We start from the raw sequence: 24,055 nt of genomic DNA, 5'->3' as shown, positions 1-24,055 counted from the left end.
CAGATGGAGGCTTGCCATTCATCGAAAAAGGGGATGCTCTTGAGGCTCCGAGCGGCGCTGGCAAAAGACGCGGGTCCGGCCGAAGCCGGAACAAGGGACGGATCATCTTCAACCGGGAGGAAATCAAATGCTGACAAGACTGAGACTTGTGCTCTATGGCCTGCTTATCGCGCTGACCGTCATTCCGGCAGCCGCGCAGGCCAAGACGTTCTACTGGATCTCACATGGCGGGCCGGCCGACCCGGTCTGGACCTACTTCCTTGCCGGCGCCAAGCAATGGGCCAAGGACACCGGCAACACCGTCAACACCTCGTTCCACAATGGCGACGTCGCCTCGCAGCAGGAAGCGGTTCGCGCCGCCCTCTCCGCCAAGGCCGACGGCATCGTCACCACCAGCCCCGATCCGGGCAGCCTTGTCGAGATCGTCAAGGAAGCGCGCGCGGCCAACATCCCGATCATCAACTTCAACACGCCCGATCCCAAGGCCAATTTCAACGCCTATGTCGGCGGCGACAACGTCACCTTCGGCAAGCACTGGGCGCAGTATCTGGTCGACAAGGGCCTGGTGAAGAAGGGCGATTTCGTCTGGATGCCGGTCGAAATCCCCGGCGCCACCTACGGCGTGCAGGAAGAGGAAGGCATCAAGAGCGTCTTTGGACCGCTCGGCATCACCTATGAGGTGACCGAGGCGACGCTCGACCAGGCCGAGGTGATCAACCGCATGGTCGACTACCTCACCGCCCACAAGGGCAAGGTCAACGCCATCATCGGCCTCGGCGACCTCGTCACCGGTTCGATCAAGCGCGTCTTCGACCAGGTCGGCGTCAAGCCGGGCGAAATCCCGGTCGTCGGCTGGGGCAACTCGCTCGACACCACCCAGGAAGTGCTGAACGGCTATGTCAACGCCGGCCAGTGGCAGGATCCACAGGCGACCAGCTATGTCGCGCTGTCGCTCGCCAACATGGCGGCCAGCGGCATTCCTCCGGGCTTCAACGTCATCACCGGCGCGCTCTACGAGAAGGACACCGCGGCGGTCTACGACAAGATCCTGTCCGGCAAGTAATCCGCGATCCCTGGCGCCGCGCATTTCGGCGTGGCGCCAAACATCTCCCTGCGCCGCGACATGTCCGCCCGATGCGGTGGAGAGTGCGGCCCGCTCCAACCATGTCGCGGGTTCCCAGTGGAAAATCATTCGCTCATCCAACGCCTGATCGCGCGACCGGAATTCGGACCGTTCGTGCTGCTCATCGCCGAGATCGCCGTTTTCTGGGGTTTCAACCACGACTTCCTGTCGCCGCAGAACATCTCCAACACGCTGGCCTTCACCGTCGAACTCGGCCTGATCGCACTGGCGATGACGCTGCTGATGACGTCGGGCGAATTCGACCTTTCGGTTGGGTCCCTGTTCGGCTTCTCGCCGGTGCTGATGTGGACGCTGTTCAATGCCGGCGTCACCTCGCTGGAAATGGGCTTCGTCGTCGCGCTGCTGGTTGCGGCCTTGATCGGCCTGGTCAATGGCTGGTTCGTCACGCAGCTCAAGATCCCTTCCTTCCTGGTGACGCTCGGCATGCTGTTGGTGGTGCGCGGCAGTGCGCTTTTCATCACCGACGGATTTCCGCAGCGCACCTGGAGCGCCGAGGGCAGCTGGCTGGCGGAGGCGCTGGTCGGCGACTTCTTCATCGGGCCCTTCCGCATCTACATGTCGCTGTTCTGGTTCATCGCCGCGGCGATCGCGCTCGGCTATGTCCTGACGCAAAGCCGGACCGGCAACTGGATCCAGGCGGCCGGCGGCAATCCCAACGCGGCGCGCGCCCGCGGTGTCAACGTCAACCGCGTCAAGGTCGGCCTGTTCGTGCTGTCGTCGGTCATGGCCTCGCTTGCCGGCGTCATCTCCTCGCTGCGCACATCCGCCGCCAACCCCAACAGCGGCACCGGTTACGAGCTCGAGGTGATCGCCATGGTGGTGATCGGCGGCACGGCGCTGACCGGCGGGCGCGGCACCATCATCGGCACCGTGCTCGGCATCCTGATCCTGCGCGTGATGCGCAACGGCATCGTGCTGATCGGCGTGCCCGGGCTTGCCTACAACATCTTCATCGGCGCCATCATCCTTGGCATGATGGCGTTGCATTCATGGCTGGAACGCCGGCACCAGGCGGGGACTTGAACCATGGCCGAGCCATTGATCCGCATGCACAACATCCGCAAGTCCTATGGCCGCGTACAGGCGCTGGTGGATGCCAATTTCCATGTCAACGAGCGGGAGATCGTCGGCCTGCTGGGCGACAATGGCGCCGGCAAATCGACGTTGATCAAGGTCCTCTCCGGCGCCGTGCCGCTGACCAGCGGCGACATCTTCATTCGCGGCAAGAAGGTCACCTTGCGTAGCACCAGCGACGCCATCGCACATGGCATCGAGACCATCTACCAGGACTCCGCCCTGGTCACGCAATTGTCGATCGCGCGCAACCTGTTTCTCGGGCGTGAACCGATCAAGCCGCCGCGCTTCCTCAACCGCATGGACCAGGAGGCGATGAACACGGTCGCCCGCGACCTGCTCAAGCAGGTCGGCATCTCCAAGAACATCCCGCCGACGACGCCGATCGGCTCGCTCTCCGGCGGCGAGCGCCAGGCGGTGGCGATCGCGCGCGCCATGCATTTCGACAGCGACCTGATTATCCTCGACGAGCCGACCAACAATCTCGGCGTCGCCGAAACGCAAGGGGTGCTGAGCTTCGTGCGCAACGCGCGTGATTCCGGCCATTCCTGCATCTTCATCGCGCACAACATCCACCATGTCTTCCAGGTGGTCGACCGCATCGTCGTCATGCGCAGGGGTAAGGTGGTCGCCGACGACATCGATCCGAAGACGACGACCGTGACGGAAGTCGAGCGCATCATCACCGGCATGTCGGACAAGGACATTCGCGACGCCCTCGCCGACGGCAAGCCGGGGCACTGAGGGAGCATCGACGCATAGGGTCGCGGCATGAAGGCCACCGTCTCCGACATCGCCAGGAATTGCGGGCTGTCGACCGCGACGGTCGACAGGGTGCTCAACAATCGGCCCGGAGCGAGCGCGGCCAACCGGCAACGTGTCATGGAGGCCGCCAAGCAGCTCGGCTATCTGCCGGTCGCCGACCAGGTAACGCTGCCCTCGAAGCCCGCAAACCTCGAATTCTTCCTGCCGATCGGCTCCAACGCCTTCATGCAGGATCTGGCGAAGCACATCGAGGAGTACGCCTCACGCCTGCCGCTTGTGGCGTCCTGCCGGATCCACAATCTAGCCGGCATCTCGCCCAATGCCCTGCAGACGGCGGTCGAAAAACTGTCGCTGCGGGCCAATGGCGTCGGTGTCATCGCCGTCGACCATCCCAGGACACGCAACATCCTGCGCGACGTGGTCGAGGCCGGCATCCGCCTGGTGACGCTGGTGTCCGATATTCCGACAGCGCCGCTCCGCCTATGTCGGCATCGACAACCGCGTGGCGGGACGGACGGCGGCCCTTTTGATGGGACGCTTCCTCGGCGGCCGCGAGGGGCGGCTGGCGATGGTGGTCGGCTCGCGCTCCTATCGCGGCCATGAAGAGCGCGAGATGGGATTCCGCTCGGTGCTTGGCGAGGAATTTCCCAACCTCACCGTCAGCAGTGCCGTCGAGATCAATGACGAGCCTGACGCCAGCTATGCGGAGACCATGAAGGCGTTGCGCAACGAACCGGAACTGCTCGGCATCTATTGCGTCGGCGCCGGGCGCTCCGGCATTGCCAAGGCGATCCGCGAAGCCAGGCCCAACCGCAAGCCGGTGTTCATCTGCCACGACCTGACCAGGGAAACGCGCGGCTATCTCGTCGACGACCTCGCCGACGTCGTCATCGACCAGAACGCCAGGCTGATCGCGGAACAGTCGGTCATCCAGCTGCTCGGCTCGATCGCATCGTCGGCGCCCTACCTCACGCGCAAATTCATCGAGCCGCGACTGATTTTCAGGGAAAACGTGCCGGTCCAGTGAGACCGGGCGGCCTGGGCAAACCGCGTTCCCATATTTGTATGATAATTGGCATGGCAAATCTGCACAGCAGCTATGCACAATTCAGTGTTGCCGAATCATTGGGCAACTCGTAGGTTTTGGTTGTCGGCCATCTACTCCTCCCAGATGCGATGCCGACGCTGAATGGGGTGCACCTCCTCCCGCGCCACATTCGAAATCGAGCCCGCTGCCACCTCCTCCCGGCAGCGGGCTTTTTTCGTCTGAGCGTAATCACGAGCGCCGCCGCACACAGCTCCGCCAGTCCTCGACCACGGGATCGCGCGGCCGTCGGCAGTCGGGCAAATATCAGCCTGCCGCGGTTCCCCTGAAGGAAACGATCAGCCCTTCCGCCATACGCACGAACTGCGTGCTCGGACCCTCGGCACCGACGGTCTGCACGCTGACCCGCGCGCCCTCGAACAGCAGCGACAGCGTATCGGCGAGAAGCTCGGCCTGGCCGATGCCGGCATCCCGGCAGAGGCCGACCAGGCGTTCGCGCTGGGCTTCCTTGAGTTCCTTGATCACGCGCCTTGCCGGATGATCGGGCTCGGTCAGCTCAGCGGCGGCGTTGGCCATGTCGCAGCCGCGGCCGTCGGTGTTGAGCATGGCGGCGGCCTTGCGAACCCAGGCGTGAAGTTGAGCGAGTTTGTCGCCCGGATGCTCGGCCTCGAACGCCTCCCACATCGAGCCAGCTTTCAACGCGTTGGCACGCAGGCATTCGACGATCAGTTCGTCCTTGGACTCAAAGTGACGATAGAGCGTCATCTTGTTCGTGCCGGCGGCCTCGGTGATGGCGTCGACGCCGACGCCCTTGATGCCGTGCTTGTGGAACATGTCGCGTGCCGTCTCCAGGATCCGATCCCGGGGACGAGAGCGCTCCACGACGCCGTCTGCCATCATGATCTCCTTTCGTTTCCAAAAAACCCTCGGCCACCTCTTGACTAGGGTGTTACCGGTCTGTAACTTCCAGCATGTTACTTACTGGTAACACCTAAAGCGTCCGTCGTCAATAACAAGGTCGTGAACTGGTCCTACCAGATCGAGATGGACGAAAAGATTGCCAATCATGCGGCTTCGGCCGGTGACGAGATGAAAAACGGTTCGCGAGCATGGGCTGCGAATCGACAGACAAGGAGCCGGCCAATGCCACAGCGCCGCGATCTTACCATAGATGAGGCCGTCCGGGATCCGATGATCCGGCTGGTCATGAAAGCAGATGGGGTCGACCCCCGCGCCTTCGAGAAAATGTTGCGCTCGCTCGCCGATGGGCAGCGTCGCGAAGTGCCGTTGCTGCGTTCACGGGAAGTCTCCCGTGACGGGCAGGGCCAGTTGTCCAGGGTCGCCAGCGCCTTCGGGCGGGCAAGAGCGGCCGGAGAGGCGTGCGTGTCGTGGTAAACTTCTTCATCCATCGTCCGATCTTCGCCTCGGCGATCGCCATCATCATGGTGCTCGCCGGGACGATTTGTTATTTCCTGCTGCCCGTCTCGCAGTTTCCCGACATCACGCCGCCCCAAGTCGTGGTCAGCGCCCACTATCCAGGCGCCAGCGCGCAAGTGGTGGCCGATACGGTGACAACGCCGCTGGAGCAGCAGATCAACGGCGTGCAGGGCATGACCTACATGTCGTCGACAAGCTCCAATGACGGCTCGTCGACCATCACCATCACCTTCGATGTCGGCTATTCCTTGAGCACCGCCGCCGTCGACGTCCAGAACCGCGTCTCGCAGGCCGCCTCCTCGCTGCCGGCGATCGTCAACCAGGGCGGCGTGACGATCAAGAAGCAGAACCCGAACTTCGTTCTCATCGTCAACCTGACCTCGCCCGACCATTCCGTCGATCCTGTGGCGCTCTCCAACCTTGCCTATCTGCAGGTGGTGGATCCGCTGAAGCGACTGCCGGGCGTCGGCGACGTGCAGATCTTCGGCGAACGGCGCTATTCGATGCGCGTCTGGCTCGATCCCGACAAGCTCGCCAATCTCGGCATCACAGCCGTCGATGTGCAAAATGCCATCGCCGAGCAGAACGTCCAGGTGGCGGCCGGCAAGATCGGCCAGTCGCCGGCGCCTGCCGGCACCGCCTTCGAAATGCAGGTCAATGCCGTCGGGCGGTTGAGCGACCCCAAGGAATTCGGCGATATCGTCGTGCGTGCCAACACCGATACGGGTTCGCTGGTGCGGCTGCGCGACGTCGCCCGTATCGAGCTCGGCGCGCTGCAATATTCGTCGTCGGCCTTCTTCGGCAAGGACCCGACCGTGGTGCTCGCCGTCTATCAGATGCCCGGCTCCAACGCGCTCGATCTGCAGCAGCGCGTCAAGGACAAGATGCAGGAACTGTCGGCGCGTTTTCCCAAGGGCGTCGACTATGCGATGCACTACGATACGACGCGCTTCGTCTCGGCCTCGATGCATGACGTGCTGATCACGCTCGGCGAAGCCCTGGTGCTCGTCGTGGCGGTGGTGTTCATCTTCCTGCAGAGCTGGCGCACGACCATCATCCCGACCATCGCCATCCCGGTGTCGCTGGTGGCGACGCTGGTCGTCATGGAGATGATGGGTTTCTCCCTCAACATGCTCTCGCTGCTCGGCATGGTGCTGGCGATCGGCCTTGTCGTCGACGACGCCATCGTCGTGGTCGAGAATGTCGAACGACAGCTCGAGGCCGGACTGAAACCATTGGCGGCGACAAAAGCCGCCATGGCCGAAGTCACCGGTCCGATCATCGCCACGACAGCGGTGCTGATGGCCGTGTTCGTGCCGGTTGCCTTCATTCCCGGTGTTTCCGGAAAGCTCTACAACCAGTTCGCGTTGACGGTGGCGATCTCCGTCGGCATCTCGGCCTTCAATTCGCTGACGCTCAGCCCGGCGCTGAGTGCCGCCTTCCTGCGCCATCGCGGCGAGACGCAGTTTGTTCTGTTCCGCTGGTTCAATACGGGCTTCGACAGGCTGTCACATGCCTACGCCCATGGCGTGCGCTTTCTCATCCGGCTGCGCTGGATCATGCTCGGCCTGTTCGCGGCCGGCCTGGTCGCCACCTACTTCGTCTGGCAAAAGCTGCCCTCGACCTTCCTTCCGGTCGAGGACCAGGGTTATTTCTTCGTCGTCATCCAGTTGCCGGACGGCGCCTCGCTGGAGCGCACCGATGCGGTGGCCCAGAAGGCGCGCGATATCCTGCAGGCGACGCCCGGTGTCGACATCGTCGGCTCGATCAGTGGCCTGAACTTCCTGACCAGTGCGGCGCAGTCGAACTCGGCGGTCGAGTTCGCCATCCTCAAGCCATGGGAGGAGCGTGGCCCCGACCAGAGCGCATCGAAGCTCGTCGCCGACGTGCGCGGCAAGCTGATGCAGATTCCGGAAGCCTTCGCGCTCTCCTTCGATCCGCCTTCCATCCCCGGCATCGGCACCACGGGCGGCTTCGAATTCGTTGTCGAGGACCTTACCGGCCGCGGCAGCACGGCCCTCAACGACGCCACGCAAGCGGTGATCGCCGAGGCGCGCAAGCAACCGGAAATCAATCCGCAGCAGCTGTTCTCGCCGTTCTCGACCTCGACGCCGCAGTTCAACTACGATCTCGACCGTGCCAAGGCGAAGCTGCTCGGCCTCAACCTGCCCGACGTCTTCAACACGCTGCAGATCTATCTCGGCTCGCTCTACGTGAACGACTTCAACCTGTTCGGCCGCACCTTCCGGGTGACCATCCAGGCCGACAAGGATTCACGTGCGGGTGCCGCCGATATCTCACGGCTCTATGTGCGCAATGCTTCCGGAGGAATGGTGCCGCTCAGCACGCTGGGCAAGCTGGTTCCGTTCGTCGGCCCGGAAACCGTGCCGCACTACAACAACAACGCCTCGGCCACCATCAATGGCGGCGCCGCGCCCGGTTATTCGTCCGGACAGGCGGTCGCCGCGATGGAACGGGCCGCCGCCACCGCACTGCCCAGGGATTTCGGCTTCGAATGGACCGGCATCACCTTCCAGGAGCTCAAGGCGGGCTCGATCGCGTCGGTTGTCTTCGGCCTCGCCATCGTCTTCGTCTTCCTGATCCTGGCGGCGCAGTATGAGAGCTGGGCGATGCCGTTCATGGTGCTCCTGGCGGTGCCGCTCGCCCTGTTCGGCGCGTTCGCCGCGCTTTGGGTACGCGGCATGCAGATCGACGTCTATTCGCAGATCGGCTTCGTCATGCTGATCGGCCTGGCGGCCAAGAACGCCATCCTGATCGTCGAGTTCGCAAGACGGCGGCGCGAAGAAGGCCTCAGCATCGTCGAGGCGTCGATGGAAGCCGCGCGGCTGAGGCTGCGGCCGATCCTGATGACCGCGTTTGCTTTCATCCTCGGCGTGGTGCCGCTGATGATCGCCACCGGCGCGGGTGCGGCAAGCCGTCAGTCGATCGGCACCACCGTGTTTGGCGGCATGGTGGCGGCGACCATACTGTCGCTGGTGTTCGTGCCGGTCTTCTACGCGGTCATCGAACAGCTGCGCGAACGGCGCGGCGGCGACGAGCCCGCTTCTCAACACACTGAACCAACTGCCGAAACCGCCTTCCCTCCCCTGGCGCAAGCGGCTGAATAAGATTGGAGAATTACTATGCGTAAATGGAAAATCGCGTTGGGAACGGCTGTCGCGCTGGGTGCGATCTCGGTGGCCAGCGTCCACCTGCTCGACATGGGCAACCTCAGACTCAGCGCCGGCACGGCCGGAGCGGCGACGCCGGCTCCAGCCGCGTTCGTGATGCCGGTGCCGGTGGCGAGCGTCGTCAAGAAGACGATCCCGATCTACCTCGATTACGCCGCGCGGACCGAGCCGATCCGCCGCATCACGCTGCAGGCGCGCGTCCCCGGCTACCTGCAGGAACAGACGGCGCAAGATGGCGCCGATGTGCGGCAGGGCGACATGCTCTACAAGATCTCGCCCGATGACTTCCAGGCGGCGCTCGACCAGGCGAAGGCACAGGTTCAGCGCGATACGGCGACGCTCGATTATGCGCGTTCCAATCTCGGCCGCGGTACCGAGCTCGCCAAGAGCGGTTACCTGGACAAGGACAGCTTCGACCAGCGCACCTCGACCTTGCGCGAGGCGCAGGCGTCGCTGGCGCTCAACCAGGCTGCCGTGCGCACTGCCGAACTCAATCTGAGCTACGCTGAAATCCACGCGCCGTTCCCCGGACGCCTGGGCCGCAACCAGGCTTCGGTTGGAACGCTGGTCAGCGTTGCCGGCACCGTGCTCAACACACTGGTGCAGCTCGACCCGATCTACGTCACCTTCAATCCGAGCGAGACGGATCTGGCCCAGATCGAAGAGGCGCGCGCTGCCGGTCCGATCGAGGTCGAGGTCCTGCTTCCGGGTGAGACCGAAGCCCACCAAAAGGGCGAACTTACCTTCATGGACAACACGGTCGATCACTCGACCGGGACGATCACCGTACGCGCCACCATCGGCAACGCCAAGTTCACACTCTTGCCCGGCCAGTATGTCCGCGTGCGGCTGCACGTCAAACAACAGCCCGATGCGCTGATGGTGCCGCAGGTCGCACTGGGCTCGAGCCAGCTCGGCAAATATGTCTATGTCGTCGGCAAGGGCAATACGGTCGACCAGCGGCTGGTTTCGCTGGGGCCGACCAATGGCGACATGATCGCCATCCTCAGCGGCGTCGCTGAAGGCGACCAGGTGATCACTGGCAATCTGCAGAAGATCGGCCCCGGAATGCCGATCTCGCCTCTCCCACAGAAGCCGGCCACCTGACTCCCCCGCAGGCCCGGTTTCCGCGCGGCGCCCCCGACCTTTTCTCAGGTCGCGGGCGCCGCTTTCACGAGCAGGCCAACCAGAGCCGCGACGTCGGCACGGTCGGCCTTTGCCGGCGGCATGAAGGCGCAATAGGGGTGCCCCAGGCGCACCGAGACGGAAGAGAGCGCAATCAGCCGGCCCGCATCCAGATCGGCTTGGGCCATCACCCGCTGTCCAAGGGCAATGCCGAGGCCCAACCGAGCCGAGGCTATCGCCAGGCTTGACAGGCCGACGCGGCGCCCCTGCGACGGGTCGGGCGACCGGTTGGATCCGGATGCCGCGAACCAATCGGCCCAGCTCGGGTGCGAGGCATAGTTCGGTCCCCAGTTGGTGTGGATGAACAGGCTCTCATGCAAATCGGTGAGAGCCGCATCGCCTTTGCCGTGCCGATGCCAGAATTCCGGCGCGCAGACCGGCAGCACATCGTCATGGACGAGGCGGACCATCCGCAGGCCGGGATAGTGATAGTCGCCATAGCTGATGCGCAGGTCGACGTTCTGGCGCATCAGGTCGATCGGGTCATCCTCGGCGCGCACGTCGATCGCCATGTGCGGGAAGGCATCCAGGAGGAGAGCCAGCCTCGGCGCCAGCCATAGCTCGGCCAGCGAGAACGGCACGCTGACGACAAGCCGCGTCCTCAGGCCGCCTTCAAGCATGCGCTGGCCGATGGCGGCAATGTCGCCAAGCGCCCGCGCCGTCTGTGGATAGATGGCGTGGCCGGCGTCGGTCAGCGCGATGCGATTGCCCGTGCGCACGAACAGCTGCTTGCCGAACCAGTTTTCGAGATTGCGTATCTGCTGGCTGACCGCCGCCGAGGAGACGCCAAGCTCGCTCGCGGCCAAGGTGAAGCTGCCGGCGCGGGCGGCGACCTCGAAGGCCTTGATCGCATTCAATGGCGGCAGCCGGTCCATATCAGGCCTTCAGAAGTTTTTCTTGGCCAATCCTAATAATTTTATCCGTTGAGAGAAAGAATTTTTTGCCGTCTTCTGTGCCCAGCCTTTGGGCCCCGACTGGAGCACACGCCATGAAAGACATTCTCGACCTCGACCGCTATCCGCTCGACCGCGAAGGCAGCCCCGAATGGGATCGCCTCGTCGAGCAGTCCATCGCGGCGCTCGCAGCCGATGGCATGTTCAATCTCGAAGGCTTTTTGCGACCCGGCGTCGCCGAACAGGCGGTGCGGGAAATCAAGCCGGTCATGGACACGCGGTCGCATGTCCACAAGCGCATGCACAACATCTACTTCAAGCCCAACATTCCCGAATTGGCGCCAGACCACCCCGCGCTGCGCAAGGTGGAAACCATCAGCCACACCGTCTGTGCCGACCAGATTCCCGGCAGCACGGTGATGGCGATCTACGAGTACCAACCGCTGGTGCGTTTCCTCGCGGCGACGACGGGCAAGGCGAAGCTGCATGTCATGCAGGATCCGCTGGCACGCACGAATGTGATGGCCTACCGCGCCGGCGAAGCGCTGAACTGGCACTTCGACCGCTCGGAATTCACCACCACGCTGCTCCTGCAACAGGCGGAGCGCGGCGGCGACTTGGAATACCGCACCGATCTCAGATCGGATGAGGATCCAAACTACGATGGCGTCGCCAGGCTGCTCGAAGGGCGTGACCCCGAAGCCAGGATCCTGCGCATGAGGCCCGGCACGCTGAACGTGTTTCGCGGCAAGAACACCGCGCACCGCGTTACCACGGTCGAAGGCGAACGCGAACGGATGATCGCGGTGTTTTCCTACTATGAGAGGCCAGGCGTGATGTTCAGCGCCGAAGAGCGTGTCGGGTTCTACGGCCGCGCGGCTTGACCAGCCCGACGGCATTCGACGGGGCGGCCCGGTGACGATGAAAATCCAAAAAAGCTCTTGTTAGATTGTCGACAATCTGATTGTCTTGTCTTCTGGTCTCGCTGGAGTGGGTCGGATGGTGAAGACGGAATTCAGCCCGATTGCCGATACGACGCGCCGCGCCGAGATCGTCGCGCTGTTGCGGCGCGCGATCCTGACCGGACAATTGGAGCCCGGACAGAAACTCAACGAGCTCCGGATTTCCGAACAGATGCGGGTCAGCCGCGCGCCGCTGCGCGAGGCGATGCGCGAGTTGGTGCAGGAGGGCATCCTGACCAGCATCCCCTATGCCGGCACCTTCGTCATCAATGTCACGGCCAAGGACATCGACGATGCCTATTCGCTCAACAAGGTGCTGGACGAATTCGCCATCGAACGGATGTGGAAGCTGCGCGACCAGCGTTTCCTGGACGAGCTCGACCGGCGCCACGAGGCGGTGAAGCAGGCGACGCGCGAGCGCGACACCACAAGGCAGATCGAAACCGCGCTGCAACTGCATGGTCTGATCCATGAATGGGCCGACAATTCGGTGCTCCTGGAGACCTGGCAAAGGCTGACCAGCCGCTTGCAGATGTACTTCGCCCTGCACCAGCAGGCGCGCAAGGAAGCCGTGCCGGCCGAAGATGTCCACGAGACCTATGTGGCGCTGCTCAAGGGCCACGACATGCGTGCCGCCCAGCGCCATGCCCGCGAGCATATCGACCTCGATTTCGAAGAGCTTCTTGCCTATGCGCGCGGCCTCGAACGGCGCCCGTCGAAAGGCGCCTGATCCCTCCCTCATCGCGGACAATGGATACCGACGTGCAGATCGAAACCATCAAAGCCTATCATGTCGTGCAGCCCTTCGTGGACGGCCCCTACCGCATGTCCAAGGGACGCGTGGCCGACTGCTTCGACGCAGTGATCGTCTCCATCACCTCCGACAGCGGCGTCACCGGCTGGGGTGAAATGGCGCCGCTCGGCAATTTCTATTCGGCCGCCTTCCCGGCCGGCGCGCGGGCCGGCGTGCCGGAGATCGCGCCGCACCTCATCGGCCAGAACCCGTGCGGGCTGGCCAGCATCGGCCGGCTGATGGACACCGTGTTCAAGGGCCATCCCTATGTCAAATCGGCGCTCGACATGGCCTGCTGGGATCTGGCCGCGCGCGCGGCCGGCGTGCCGCTGGTGACGCTGCTCGGCGGCAAGGAAAGCGACATGGCGGAGACCTACCGGGTCGTCACCCACGGCACACTCGATCAGATGGCGGTTTTGGCCAAGCGGATCATTGCCGAAGGCTGCCGCCGCCTGCAGGTCAAGGTCGGCGGCAATGTGCATGACGATATCGAGCGCGTAACGACGGTGGCCTCGGCTGTGCCGAAAGGCACGGTGATCTTCTGCGACGCCAATGCCGGCTGGACGCCGTATCAGGCGCGGCAGTTCGCCGATGCAACGCGCGGCATCGACTACACGTTCGAGCAGCCCTGTACGACGCTCGACGAGAACATGTCGGTGCGCCGCATGCTCGACAAGCCAATGGTGTTGGATGAATCCGTCACCTCGCTCGGCGAGATGCTGGAAATCCACCGCCGCGGTGCCGCCGATGGTTTGACGTTGAAGATCTCGCGGCTGGGCGGCGTGACGCAGACACGGCTGATCCGCGACGTCGCCATCGATCTCGGCTTCATGATCACGGTCGAGGATACCGGCGGGGCGGAGATCGATACGGCCGCGATGGCGCATCTGTCGCTGTCGACGCCGGCGGAGCGCCGGCTGCACGCCATCGCCTTCCACGAATGGGTGACGGTGCGCACGGCCAGGAATGCACCACCGGTGACCGGCAGCCACATGGGCATCCCCGACGGCCCCGGCCTTGGCATCGATGTCGATCCGAGCCTGCTCGGCGAACCCTTCTTCGAGATCGGCCGAACATGAAGATCAAACGCATCAAGGCAACACCGATTAACTACCGGCTGGAAGCGCCATACGTCTGGGTGTTCGGCGAACTCGACGGTTTTTCACCGACCATTGTCGAAGTCGAGACCGAGGAGGGGCTCACCGGGATCGGCGAGGCGCCGACGGCGGGAGCCGCCGCCCTCATCAACGACATTCTGGCACCGAGGCTCGCTGGCCGCGATGCCTTCGACATAGCCGGCGCCGAGGAAGTCTGCCTGCCCTTCTGGAGCGGCGTGCAATCGATCAACGACCGCACCCGCATCATGGCCTTCGGCGCCATCGAAATGGCGCTGTGGGACCTGCGCGGCAAGGCATGGAAGCAGCCGCTCTACCAATTGCTCGGCGGCGCCGTGCGCAAGGACATCCCGTTCACCGACTATTTCTCGCTGCGCGGCGACGGGGCCAAGGTGACGGGTGAGAAGACGCCGGAAGCGGTCGCCGACTACTGTGTCGAACTCCATGAGCGTCACGGCACGACCTTCTTCGAAGGCAAGTTCTCGACACAGGACCCGAAGGTGTCGATGAAGATGGTCGAGCTCATCCGCAAAAGGCTCGGCGACGATGCGATGATCCGCATCGATTCCAACCAGGCCTATTCGCTGGCGGCCGCCAGGCAGTTGGCGCGGCCGCTGGAAGAGCTCGGCGTGCGCAACTGGGAAGACCCGGTGGCGACCATCGAGGAGATGCGGGAGCTGCGGCGCCACACCTCGATCCCGTTCTCGACCCACAACATCGATATCGCCCGCGCCACGGAGCTGAAAGTGCCTGACGCCTTTGTCGGCAACCCGACGACGCATGGCGGCATCAATCGCATGCTGCGCTTCGTCGGCGCCTGCGAGCATGCCGGCATCGACTATTGGTGCTACAGCGGCGACACCGGCGTCGGCAGCGCTTGCTACTTGCATCTGTGCGCCGCGCTGGGCTGGATCCGGGAGCCCAACCAGTCGCTGTTTCGCATGCAGCCGATGGACATCATTGAGGAAGGCCCGTTCGCGCCCAGGAACAACACCGTGCCGGTCCCCGAAGGCCACGGCCTCGGCGTGACGCTGTCGCAGGAGCGTCTTGCCGCCTGTCATCGCGATTTCGTCGAAAACGGCCCCTGCAACAAATATCACGATCCGGAAAAACCCGGGACTTACCGCAGACTGCCGCTGAATTAGGAGGGATGTCGAAAAGCAAGCAGGATTTATCGGGAAAAAGGCGACTACGGGTCGCCTGTCCGACAGACAATTCATCAAGAAAATCTGACTTTTCCATCCCAACGAGCGGATGGACCGGTCGGAGCCGCATGCTACAGTCCATCGACCGATACCGATGAGGCCCGGGGACAGGAGAACTCCACGGAACTCGTCGATTTAACTGCACTCGCCAACCACAACAACTGGGGAAAGGGCTTAGACCCATGAAGAATTACCGCATTCTCGATCTGCTGCGGCGTGGCCGCTCGCCGCTCGAAAACCATCTGATCGACGGCCTCGTCGACGGGCGCGTCAGCCGCCGCGACTTCATCCGCCACGGCAGCCTGCTCGGCCTGTCGCTGCCGCTTCTGGGCGGCATCACCACGGCTGCAGGCCTTGGCGCCATGCCGTCGCTCGCCCGCGCCGGGGCGCCTGGCGCCACCATCCGCGTCGGCAGCAGCGTGCCGGCCGCGACGATCGATCCCGTGACCATCGCCGACGCCGGCGGCCTGCTTGTCATGCAGCAGGTCGCCGAATTCCTCTGCGTCGACGGGCCCGACCTCGTGCTCAAGCCGGCGCTGGCCGAAAGCTGGAAGCCGAACGACAATGGCACGGTGTGGACCTTCAAGCTGCGCAAGGGCGTGAAATTCCACTCGGGGGGCGAGATGAAGGCCGACGACGTCGTCGCCAGCATCGACCGCCTCGCTGATCCGGCGAATTCGTCCAACGCGCTTTCGGTGTTCACCGGCATCCTGCAGAAGGGCGCCTCCAAGAAGGTCGACGACTATACGGTCGAGTTCCACCTCGATGCGCCGAACGGCAACTTCCCCTACATGCTGTCGTCCGACAACTACAACGCCGTCATCATCCCGGCGACCTACAAGGGCGACTACGAAAAGAGCTTCGACGGCACCGGGCCGTTCAAGATCGAGAAATATACCGCCAAGGTCGGTGCGTCCTTCGTCCGCAACGAGGACTATTGGGGCGAGAAAGCGTTGCCGGATCGCACCGAATTCACCTTCTTCGCCGACATGCAGCCGCAGATCCTGGCGCTGCAGGGCGGGCAGATCGACATCATCAACCAGATGCCGGTTCTGTCGGGTGTGGCGCTGCTCAACGACCCCAATGTCGACATCATCAGCCTGAAGTCGTCCGCCCACCAGCAACTGCATATGCGCTGCGACGACGGCCCGTTGAAGGACGCGCGCGTGCGCCGCGCCATCGCGCTCTGCCTCGACCGCGACAAGCTGGCCGCCGGCCTGATGAAGGGACGCTCGGCGCTCGGCAATGACAGCCCGTTCGCCGCGGTCTATCCCTCGACCGACACAACCATACCGCAGCGCAAGCAGGACATCGCCCAGGCCAAGCAGCTCATGGAAGCAGCCGGCGTCGGCCAGGGCTTCAAGGTGACGCTGACCACCGAGCGCTACCTCGAGATCCCCGAATACGCCCAGCTCATCCAGAACTGGGTCAAGGAGATCGGCGTCGAGCTCGAGCTGAACATTCTCGACCAGGGCGCCTATTACGGCGATGCGGTGTTCGGTAAATCGAACTGGCTGGATTCGGTGATGGGCATCACCGACTACGGCCACCGCGGCGTGCCGAACGTCTACCTTGCCGCGCCGCTGAAGAGCGAAGGCACCTGGAACGCAGCGCACTTCAAGAACAAGGACTACGACGCGCTGGCGACCAGCTATATCGCGGCACTCGACCTCGAGGCGCAGAAGGCCGACGCCGGCAAGATCCAGAAGCTTCTGCTCGAGGAAACGCCCGTCATCTTCGGCTATTTCTACGACTACCTGACGGCGACGGCCAAGGGCGTGACCGGGGTGCAGCCGACAGCGATGTCGCAGCTGTTCCTCGAAAAGGCATCGAAGGCCTAAGTGGACCGAAACTAGCCCATCCCGCGACCGCCAGCCCCGCCGGGGCTGGCGGTTTCGCGGCCGGTCAAGGCAAGGTGCGTCGCACCCGCCAGACGCCGAGCCTCGCAGTGCGGGACGAGCTATCGTTGACCCGTCCCATGGAGTCCGAGACGCTGCTCACCACCATGCATTGGGGGACCTACGAAGTCCGCGCCGAGAACGGCAAGCTTGTCGGCATCGAGCCGTGGAGCGGCGACCCCGATCCTTCGCCGATCGGCAAGTCCATGCTCGACACGGTACAAGGCGACCTGCGCGTGTCCCGCCCGGCCATCAGGCGCGGCTGGCTGGAGGGCGACAGGTCCAAACCGACGGGCAGGCGCGGCGGCGAGGTTTTTGTGGAAATTCCCTGGGAAACCGCGCTTGATATCGTGGCGGCGGAACTGGAGCGTGTCCGCGTCGAGCACGGAAATGCCGCGATCTATGCCGGTTCCTATGGATGGGCGAGCGCGGGACGATTCCATCACGCGCAAAGCCAGGTCCATCGCTTCCTCAACACGATCGGCGGCTATACGAGCTCGGTGCTCAGCTATTCCTACGGCGCGGCCGAGGTCATCCTGCCACATGTGGTTGGCGGGACGGACGGCCTGACGGGCAACCATTCCACTTGGGACGGGATCGAACGACATAGCGAGCTGATCGTCGCCTTTGGCGGCCTGCCCTGGCGCAACGCGCAGATCCAGGGTGGCGGCGCGGCCCGTCACGAGGCGGCAGCGGCCATGCGCAACGCCGTCGGCAACGGCGCCCGGCTGATCAATGTTTCACCGGTGCGCGACGACGCGCCGCGCGGCGTCGAGACCGAATGGCTGCGGCTGCGGCCGAACAGCGACACCGCCCTGATGCTGGCCCTGTGCCACGTCCTCATCAGCGAAGGCCGCCATGACGAGGCGTTCCTGGCGCGCTACTGCACGGGCTTCGAGGCGGTGCGGGCCTATGTCATGGGTGAAACCGACGGCCAGCCGAAGAACCCCGCCTGGGCTGCCGCGCTGAGCGGCGTCGCCGAGGCGACAATGCTCGCCTTGGCCAGGGAGATGGCCGCCAAACGCACGATGCTGATGGTCAGCTGGTCGCTGCAGCGCGCCGACCATGGCGAGCAGCCCTACTGGGCGGCAATCACGCTTGCCGCCCTGCTCGGACAGATCGGATTGCCCGGCGGCGGATTTGGTTTCGGCTATTCGTCGACAAACGGCGCCGGCAGGCCGGAGATGGGGTTCCGTTGGCCGTCCTTGCCGCAAGGCAAGAACCAGGTGCCGGACTTCATTCCGGTCGCCCGCGTGGCCGACATGCTGCTCGACCCGGGCGGCGCTTTCGAATTCAACGGCGCCGCGATGACCTATCCCGACACCAGGCTGGTCTATTGGGCGGGCGGCAATCCTTTCCATCACCATCAGGACCTGAACCGCCTGGTCGAGGCATGGCAACGTCCCGAAACGGTCATCGTCCATGAACCCTTCTGGACGGCGACCGCGCGCCATGCCGACATCGTGCTGCCGGTCACCACGCCGCTGGAGCGAAACGACCTCGCCTTTTCGAACCGGGAAAACCTGGTCGTCGCCATGAAGCAGGCAATCGATCCGGTGGGGGAAGCGCGCGACGATTTTGCCATCTTCGCCGCTCTGTCAGTGCGGCTCGGCACCAGCGAAACCTTCACCGAAGGGCGCAATGCCGGCGAATGGATCCGGCTGCTTTACGAGCAGGCCCGGGGAAATGCCGCCACGGCCGGGGTCGAGATGCCGTCCTTCGACCGTTTCTGGCAGGACGGCCACGCCGATCTTGTCCGCCAGGTCACGTCGCAGACCTTGCTTGGCGCCTTCCGCGCCGACCCGGAGCGGCACCGGCTGGCGACGCCGTCAGGCCGCATAGAACTCTTCTCCGACACGATCGAAACCTTCGGCTATGACGACTGCCCTGGCCATGCCGTGTGGCGAGAACCACGGGAATGGCTGGGAAGCGATCTTGCCGGCCGGTTTCCACTGCATCTCTTGTCCCCGCAGCCGGCCGACAAGCTGCACAGCCAGCACGATCATGGTTCGGTCAGCCGCGCCGGCAAGGTGTCGGGCCGCGCACCGCTGTGGATCAATCCGGCGGATGCCGCGGCGCGTGACATTGTGGACGGAGCCGTCGTTCGCGTCTTCAACGAGCGCGGCTCCTGCCTTGCGGGTGCCGTGCTGACGGACGGCTTGATCCCGGGCGTCGTCCAATTGCCCACGGGTGCCTGGTTCGATCCGTCGGAGCCTGGACAGCCGCACAGCCTGGAAAAGCATGGCAATCCGAATGTCCTGACAGCCGACCGCGGCACATCGCGCCTTGCGCAATCGCCGACCTGCAATTCGACGCTGGTCGAGGTGTCGCGATTTGATGGAGCCGTTCCAACGGTGACAGCATTCGATCCACCTGCCACAGTGTGTTTAGCCGACGTGTCCGGCATGTCCGGGCCCCAGCCCCACCATAAGGAGGCCTAGCCATTCTCTCCTTCTTTGCCCGGCGTGTCTCGCTGTCGCTGGTGACGCTGTTCCTGCTCAGCGTGATGGTGTTCCTGGGTGGCCAGGTCCTGCCCGGCAATGTCGGGCGCGCGATCCTGGGCCCGTTCGCCGACCAGCGCGCGGTCGACGCGCTCAATCATACGCTCGGCGTCGATCGCCCGCTTCTCACCCAGTACTGGAGCTGGATTTCCAATTTCGTCCAGGGCGACATGGGCACCTCCTATATCTTCCGCTCGCCGGTGGCGCCGTTCGTCATCGATGCGCTCGGCAATTCGATGAAGCTGGCGGCCGTCGCCTTCGTGCTGGTGGTGCCGATCGGCATCCTGGGCGGTGTGATTGCCGCGCTCAACCTCAACCGCCCGCTCGACCGCATCATCAGCCTCGGCGGCCTGTCGGTGACGGTACTGCCGGAATTCGTCACCGGCATCATCCTGATCCTGATCTTCGGTGTGTGGCTGCGCTGGCTGCCGATCTCGGCGGCATGGCCGAAGGACGCCGGCTTCCTCACCCAGCTCTATTACCTCATCCTGCCGGCCCTGCCGCTGTTCCTGGTGCTGTTCGGCTATATCGCGCGCATGGCGCGTTCGGGCATGATCGAGGCGCTCGATTCCGACTATACGCGGACCGCGGTGCTGAAAGGACTGCCGTGGCGCACGGTGATCTGGCGCCATGTGCTGCGCAATGCGCTGCTGCCGACCATCACCGTCATCGCCACCCAGACCGGTTACCTCATCGGCGGCCTCGTCGTCATCGAGACGCTGTTCCGCTACCAGGGCATCGGCTCGCTGATCTTCACCGCCGCGCGCGGCAAGGATTTTCCGATGCTGGAATCAGGCATCCTCACCATCGGCATCGTCTATGCCGTGGCGACATTGGTCGCCGACTTCCTCTATTCCGTGCTCAATCCGCGCATCCGGCTGGGGTCAGACCAATGAGCGCCGTTCAGACCCCCTCCCCCGCACAGGACGACACGCGGCGCCGCGGCCCGCTGGCCGAGGTCCTGTTCTCGCTGCTGCGCTCGCGAACGTTCCTCGTCGGCATAGCCATCGTTCTGTTCTGGGTCGTCTGCGCGCTGTTTGGCGAACATTTTGTCCCCTACGACCCGCTCGCCGACGACATCATCAACGCGCTGGCGCCGCCTTCGCGCGAACACTGGTTCGGCACCGACCAGATCGGGCGCGACGTCTTCTCGCGCGTCATCGTCGGCTCGCGCGATATCCTCACCGTCGCGCCGCTGGCGACCTTGCTGGCGACGGTCGCGGGCACTGCGCTCGGCTTGCTCACGGGCTACTTTCGCGGGCTGGTCGACGATGTCGTCAGCCGCATCCTGGAAGCCTTCATGGCCATCCCCGTGGTCATCGTGGCGCTGCTCGCCATCGTCGCGCTCGGCACCTCCAAGACCACCGTCATCGTCGTCATCGGCCTCAGCTTCGCGCCGATCATCGCGCGCACGGTGCGCTCGGCGGTGCTGGCCGAGCGCGAACTCGACTATGTCGCGGCCGCACAACTCAGGCATGAGAACGCGCTTCATACGATGTTCGTCGAGATCCTGCCCAACGTCATCCCGCCGATCCTGGTCGAGACCACGGTGCGGCTCGGCTACGCCATCTTCGCCGTCGCCACGCTGTCCTTCATGGGCTTCGGCATCCAGCCGCCGTCTCCGGACTGGGGGCTCTCCATCTCCTCGAATTACGGCATGATCGGCGGCGGCTTCTGGTGGACGGTGCTGTTTGACGCACTCGCCATCGCCTCGCTGGTGATCGGCGTCAATCTGGCCGCCGACGGCGTGCATGGAGCGTTCAATGACTGAACCCGCCAAGGCAAGGAACGCATTGGAACTCAGCGACCTGTCTGTCGCCTACCGCGTCGGCGGCCGAAACCGGGCGGTGCTGCGCAACCTCAGCCTCACCATCGGCCAGGGCGAGGCCTATGGGCTGGTCGGCGAATCCGGCTGCGGCAAGTCGACAGCCGCGCTCGCCGTGGTGCGCTATCTCCCGCGCAACGGCTCGATATCAGGCGGCGCCATCGCGCTCGACGGCCAGGATGTCATGAAGCTCGATGCCGAGGCGCTGCGGCGTGCCCGCGCCGAAAGCGTCTCCATGGTCTATCAGGATCCGGGCAAGGCGCTGAATCCGTCGATCCGCATCGGCCGCCAACTGACCGAGATTTTCGAGCTTGCCGGCGTTTCCGGCCAAGCGGCCACCGACCGCTCCATCGCCATGCTGAACCGGGTGCGCATCTCCGATCCGCCAAGCGTCATGCAGCGCTACCCGCACCAGCTCTCCGGTGGCATGCAGCAGCGTGTGGCGATCGCCATGGCGCTGGCCAATGACCCCTCGATGCTGATCCTCGACGAGCCGACCACCGGGCTGGACGCGACCGTCGAGGCCGAGGTGCTCGACCTCATCGCGCAGCTGCGGCAGGAACTCTCCGCTTCGATCCTGTTCATCAGCCACAACCTCGCCGTCGTCTCCAACATGTGCGACCGGGTCGGCGTGCTCTATGCCGGCATGCTGGTCGAGGAAGGACCGACCGACGTCGTCTTCAACGATCCGCGCCACCCTTACACGGTGGCGCTGCTGCGCTGCCTGCCGCGCGGCGGCCAGCGCAAGGACCAGGGCCGCCTCGACACCATCCCCGGCTTCCTGCCCGGCATCGGCACCGTCATCAAGGGCTGCGCCTTCGCCGACCGCTGCGCATTGGCCACCGACCGCTGCCGCACCGAATTGCCGCCGCTCTACGATCTCACCGACGAGCGCGGGAGGCGGCTGTCGCGCTGCCACTATCACGACCAGGCGCAGGCCCTGCCTCGCGCCACGCCCGCGGACGTGGCGACCGCACCAAAGCCAGCAACGGCGCCGGTGCTGCGCGTCGCCGGGCTGAACAAGACCTATGCCAGCCATGGCTATCCGTTGCGGGCCGTCAAGGACGTATCGCTTGATCTCAGGCCCGGCGAGACGTTGGGCCTGGTCGGTGAATCCGGCTCGGGGAAGACCACTTTCGCCAGACTGCTGCTCGGCCTGGTGCCACCGGACGCCGGCGGCACCATCGAACTCGAGGGCAAGGCGCTGGCGCCGAAGCTGGAGAACCGTGGCGACGACCAGGTCAAGGCGATGCAGATCGTCTTCCAGAACCCGGACTCCGCGCTTAACCGTTCGCACTCGATCCGCCACATTCTCGGCCGCGCCTTGAAACGGCTGGCCGGCCTCTCCGGCAAGGCGCGGGAAGCGCGCCTCGACGACCTCGTCCGCTCCGTGCGGCTCACCGACCGGCATCTCGCGGTCAAGCCGCGCCAACTGTCGGGCGGGCTGAAGCAACGCGTCGCCATTGCGCGCGCCTTCGCCGGCGATCCGCGCATCGTCGTCTGCGACGAACCGACCTCGGCGCTCGACGTCTCCGTCCAGGCGGCGATCCTTAATTTGCTTGCCGACCTGCAGTCGAAGGAAGACGTCAGCTACATCTTCATCTCGCACGACCTCGGCGTGGTGCGTTACCTCTCCGACAAGATCGCCGTGCTCTATCTCGGCCGCATCATGGAGATCGGGCCGTCGGAAGCAGTGTTTTCCGGGCCGCATCACCCTTACACCGAGGCGCTGCTTTCGGCCGTGCCCAAGCTCGACCAGACCGAGACGGCGCGCATCCGGCTCGATGGGGAAATCCCCAGCGCCGTCAACCCGCCCTCGGGCTGCGTCTTCCACACACGCTGCCCGCGCAAGATCGGACCGATCTGCGAACAGCAGGAGCCACCGCTGGCCGAGGCGCAGCCTGGACATTCGATCCGCTGCCACATTCCCTATGCCGAACTGGCGCGGCTGCAGAAGGCAGCCGTGGCCGAACCGGCATAGCGAGACATCGCATGGGTGACCGCATTTGCCTGGCCGGTTACACCTGGCCAGCGGTGCCCAGGGAACGGTCGCCTTCCGAAAACCCCTGACCTCCCGTCCAGTCCCTGGCCAGTGTGCGCAGCCCGGTCAACGCAACATCGAGCACATCCGAAGAGACGGGGTTCGAGGGATAGGCAAGATAGATCGGCCTCCGGAATACCGGCGTGTTGTCGATGCGTCTCATTTCACCGCGCTCGATATGGCCGCTGACGGCGCTGAGCGGCAGATAGGCGGCGGCGTGCTGCGACAGGACATGCTGCAGGCCGATGAAGACCAGTCCGGCCGAGATGGCCGGTTTGACCATGCCGGCGAAGGCCCGGTCATGCTCGATGCGGAATTCGAGCCCCCAGTCCATCAGGATGTAGTTCTCGGTCCAAGGCCTGGTCTGCGCGGTATGCTGGACGAGCACTACCTGGTCGACGGCGAGCGTCTCATAGACGATGCCGGGATGCGGCCGCGGCAGATAGAGGATGCAAATGTCGAGCAGGCCTTCCGCCAGTTGGTCGATTGCCTGGTCTGGAAAACTTCCTTCCAGCCGCAACGCCACGTTCGGCCTTCTGACGCGCATCCACTCGACCCATGGCGAGGTCATGCGCTCCCAGAGATAGGCAGGGGCGGTGAAGCGCAGAAGCGTTTCATAGCCATCGGGAACGGCGATGTCCTGCCTCGATTGTTCCCAGGTGCGGGTGATGGAGGAAGCGTGCGGCAGGAACTGCCGGCCGGCCGGCGTCAGCGAGACGCCATCGTGATCCCTGACGAAAAGCCTTCGCCCCAACTGCTCCTCCAGCCCCCTTATTCGGGCGCTGACGGTGGACTGCGCGAGATTGAGCCGGTTGGCGGCGACAGTGAAGCTGCCATGTTCGGCGACTTCGAGGAAGCTGCGCAGGTTTTCGGTATCCATGCATCACTCCTCCATCGAAAATTCCGATGGGCCCTATCAAAAAATATCGCTTTCCGGTCGCGGTCAACAATGACCTAAATGGCCGATCTCCCAAGGGCAAG

At 64.3% G+C, this 24,055-nt stretch carries 20 protein-coding genes; 17 read left to right on the top strand and 3 right to left on the bottom strand.

Annotated elements, in window-relative coordinates:
• Nucleotides 1-127 precede the first annotated feature (127 nt).
• The 5 genes from FJ948_RS15225 (at nt 128) to FJ948_RS30585 (ending at nt 4,010) form a co-directional block, all read left to right on the top strand.
• Nucleotides 128-1,063: a substrate-binding domain-containing protein gene (locus tag FJ948_RS15225; protein WP_140705709.1), complete on the top strand. Its 936-nt coding sequence runs from the start codon at nt 128-130 to the stop codon at nt 1,061-1,063.
• A 117-nt stretch (nt 1,064-1,180) separates the two neighbouring features.
• Nucleotides 1,181-2,167 (top strand): ABC transporter permease, encoded by a 987-nt coding sequence (locus FJ948_RS15220; protein ID WP_140705708.1) that lies wholly within the window; start codon nt 1,181-1,183, stop codon nt 2,165-2,167.
• A 3-nt stretch (nt 2,168-2,170) separates the two neighbouring features.
• Nucleotides 2,171-2,962: an ATP-binding cassette domain-containing protein gene (locus FJ948_RS15215; RefSeq protein ID WP_140705707.1), complete on the top strand. Its 792-nt coding sequence runs from the start codon at nt 2,171-2,173 to the stop codon at nt 2,960-2,962.
• A gap of 27 nt (nt 2,963-2,989) precedes the next feature.
• Nucleotides 2,990-3,586 carry a LacI family DNA-binding transcriptional regulator gene (locus FJ948_RS30590; protein ID WP_246677526.1) on the top strand — a complete coding sequence of 199 codons (597 nt, stop codon included), beginning with the start codon at nt 2,990-2,992 and terminating at the stop codon, nt 3,584-3,586.
• Complete coding sequence (locus tag FJ948_RS30585) at nt 3,486-4,010, top strand: substrate-binding domain-containing protein (RefSeq protein ID WP_246677525.1); 525 nt, start codon at nt 3,486-3,488, stop codon at nt 4,008-4,010. The genes FJ948_RS30590 and FJ948_RS30585 overlap by 101 nt, the downstream gene beginning before the upstream one ends.
• A gap of 324 nt (nt 4,011-4,334) precedes the next feature.
• On the opposite strand, the gene FJ948_RS15200 is transcribed toward FJ948_RS30585, so the two are convergent.
• Nucleotides 4,335-4,925, bottom strand: a complete 591-nt coding sequence (locus FJ948_RS15200) for a TetR/AcrR family transcriptional regulator (protein WP_140705923.1) — start codon at nt 4,923-4,925, stop codon at nt 4,335-4,337.
• Between the two features lie 123 nt (nt 4,926-5,048).
• On the opposite strand from FJ948_RS15200, the gene FJ948_RS15195 reads away from it, so the two are divergent.
• From FJ948_RS15195 to FJ948_RS15185, 3 genes are read left to right on the top strand one after another with little or no spacing between them, the layout of a single operon-like run.
• Nucleotides 5,049-5,423: a hypothetical protein gene (locus FJ948_RS15195; protein ID WP_224693220.1), complete on the top strand. Its 375-nt coding sequence runs from the start codon at nt 5,049-5,051 to the stop codon at nt 5,421-5,423.
• Nucleotides 5,417-8,593 carry a multidrug efflux RND transporter permease subunit gene (locus FJ948_RS15190; RefSeq protein ID WP_140705920.1) on the top strand — a complete coding sequence of 1,059 codons (3,177 nt, stop codon included), beginning with the start codon at nt 5,417-5,419 and terminating at the stop codon, nt 8,591-8,593. The genes FJ948_RS15195 and FJ948_RS15190 overlap by 7 nt, the downstream gene beginning before the upstream one ends.
• Before the next feature lie 15 nt (nt 8,594-8,608).
• On the top strand, nt 8,609-9,763 hold the full coding sequence (locus tag FJ948_RS15185) for an efflux RND transporter periplasmic adaptor subunit (protein WP_140705706.1): 1,155 nt from the start codon (nt 8,609-8,611) through the stop codon (nt 9,761-9,763).
• A gap of 44 nt (nt 9,764-9,807) precedes the next feature.
• On the opposite strand, the gene FJ948_RS15180 is transcribed toward FJ948_RS15185, so the two are convergent.
• Entirely contained in the window at nt 9,808-10,716 is a 909-nt protein-coding gene (locus FJ948_RS15180) for a LysR substrate-binding domain-containing protein (protein WP_140705705.1), read from the bottom strand.
• Between the two features lie 113 nt (nt 10,717-10,829).
• Between FJ948_RS15180 and FJ948_RS15175 the strand changes: the two genes are divergently transcribed.
• The 9 genes from FJ948_RS15175 to FJ948_RS15135 all read left to right on the top strand — a co-directional run bounded on the left by FJ948_RS15175 (nt 10,830) and on the right by FJ948_RS15135 (nt 23,014).
• The gene (locus FJ948_RS15175) at nt 10,830-11,618 is read left to right on the top strand and encodes a 2OG-Fe(II) oxygenase (RefSeq protein ID WP_140705703.1); all 789 of its coding nucleotides are present in this window, start codon (nt 10,830-10,832) and stop codon (nt 11,616-11,618) included.
• Nucleotides 11,619-11,733: 115 nt separating this feature from the next.
• Nucleotides 11,734-12,426 (top strand): GntR family transcriptional regulator, encoded by a 693-nt coding sequence (locus tag FJ948_RS15170; RefSeq protein WP_140705702.1) that lies wholly within the window; start codon nt 11,734-11,736, stop codon nt 12,424-12,426.
• A 32-nt stretch (nt 12,427-12,458) separates the two neighbouring features.
• Nucleotides 12,459-13,568 carry a mandelate racemase/muconate lactonizing enzyme family protein gene (locus FJ948_RS15165; protein WP_140705701.1) on the top strand — a complete coding sequence of 370 codons (1,110 nt, stop codon included), beginning with the start codon at nt 12,459-12,461 and terminating at the stop codon, nt 13,566-13,568.
• Complete coding sequence (locus FJ948_RS15160) at nt 13,565-14,749, top strand: mandelate racemase/muconate lactonizing enzyme family protein (RefSeq protein ID WP_140705699.1); 1,185 nt, start codon at nt 13,565-13,567, stop codon at nt 14,747-14,749. Before FJ948_RS15165 ends, FJ948_RS15160 begins: the two co-directional genes overlap by 4 nt.
• Before the next feature lie 242 nt (nt 14,750-14,991).
• Entirely contained in the window at nt 14,992-16,650 is a 1,659-nt protein-coding gene (locus FJ948_RS15155; protein ID WP_140705697.1) for an ABC transporter substrate-binding protein, read from the top strand.
• Nucleotides 16,651-16,787: 137 nt separating this feature from the next.
• Complete coding sequence (locus FJ948_RS15150) at nt 16,788-19,148, top strand: molybdopterin guanine dinucleotide-containing S/N-oxide reductase (RefSeq protein WP_140705919.1); 2,361 nt, start codon at nt 16,788-16,790, stop codon at nt 19,146-19,148.
• A 2-nt stretch (nt 19,149-19,150) separates the two neighbouring features.
• Nucleotides 19,151-20,104 (top strand): ABC transporter permease, encoded by a 954-nt coding sequence (locus FJ948_RS15145; protein WP_140705696.1) that lies wholly within the window; start codon nt 19,151-19,153, stop codon nt 20,102-20,104.
• Complete coding sequence (locus FJ948_RS15140; RefSeq protein ID WP_140705694.1) at nt 20,101-20,979, top strand: ABC transporter permease; 879 nt, start codon at nt 20,101-20,103, stop codon at nt 20,977-20,979. The genes FJ948_RS15145 and FJ948_RS15140 overlap by 4 nt, the downstream gene beginning before the upstream one ends.
• Nucleotides 20,972-23,014, top strand: coding sequence for an ABC transporter ATP-binding protein (locus FJ948_RS15135; RefSeq protein ID WP_140705692.1), 2,043 nt, complete (start codon nt 20,972-20,974; stop codon nt 23,012-23,014). Before FJ948_RS15140 ends, FJ948_RS15135 begins: the two co-directional genes overlap by 8 nt.
• 37 nt (nt 23,015-23,051) lie before the next feature.
• Here FJ948_RS15135 and FJ948_RS15130 read toward each other — a convergent pair whose 3' ends face one another.
• Nucleotides 23,052-23,954, bottom strand: a complete 903-nt coding sequence (locus FJ948_RS15130) for a LysR family transcriptional regulator (RefSeq protein WP_140705690.1) — start codon at nt 23,952-23,954, stop codon at nt 23,052-23,054.
• Between the last annotated feature and the right edge of the window lie 101 nt (nt 23,955-24,055).

Origin of the sequence: Mesorhizobium sp. B2-3-12, from assembly GCF_006442205.1 — a bacterium.
Lineage (GTDB): Bacteria > Pseudomonadota > Alphaproteobacteria > Rhizobiales > Rhizobiaceae > Mesorhizobium.
The sequence above is the reverse complement of the archived record's forward strand: the minus strand, read 5'-3'. Positions and strand labels throughout refer to the sequence as shown.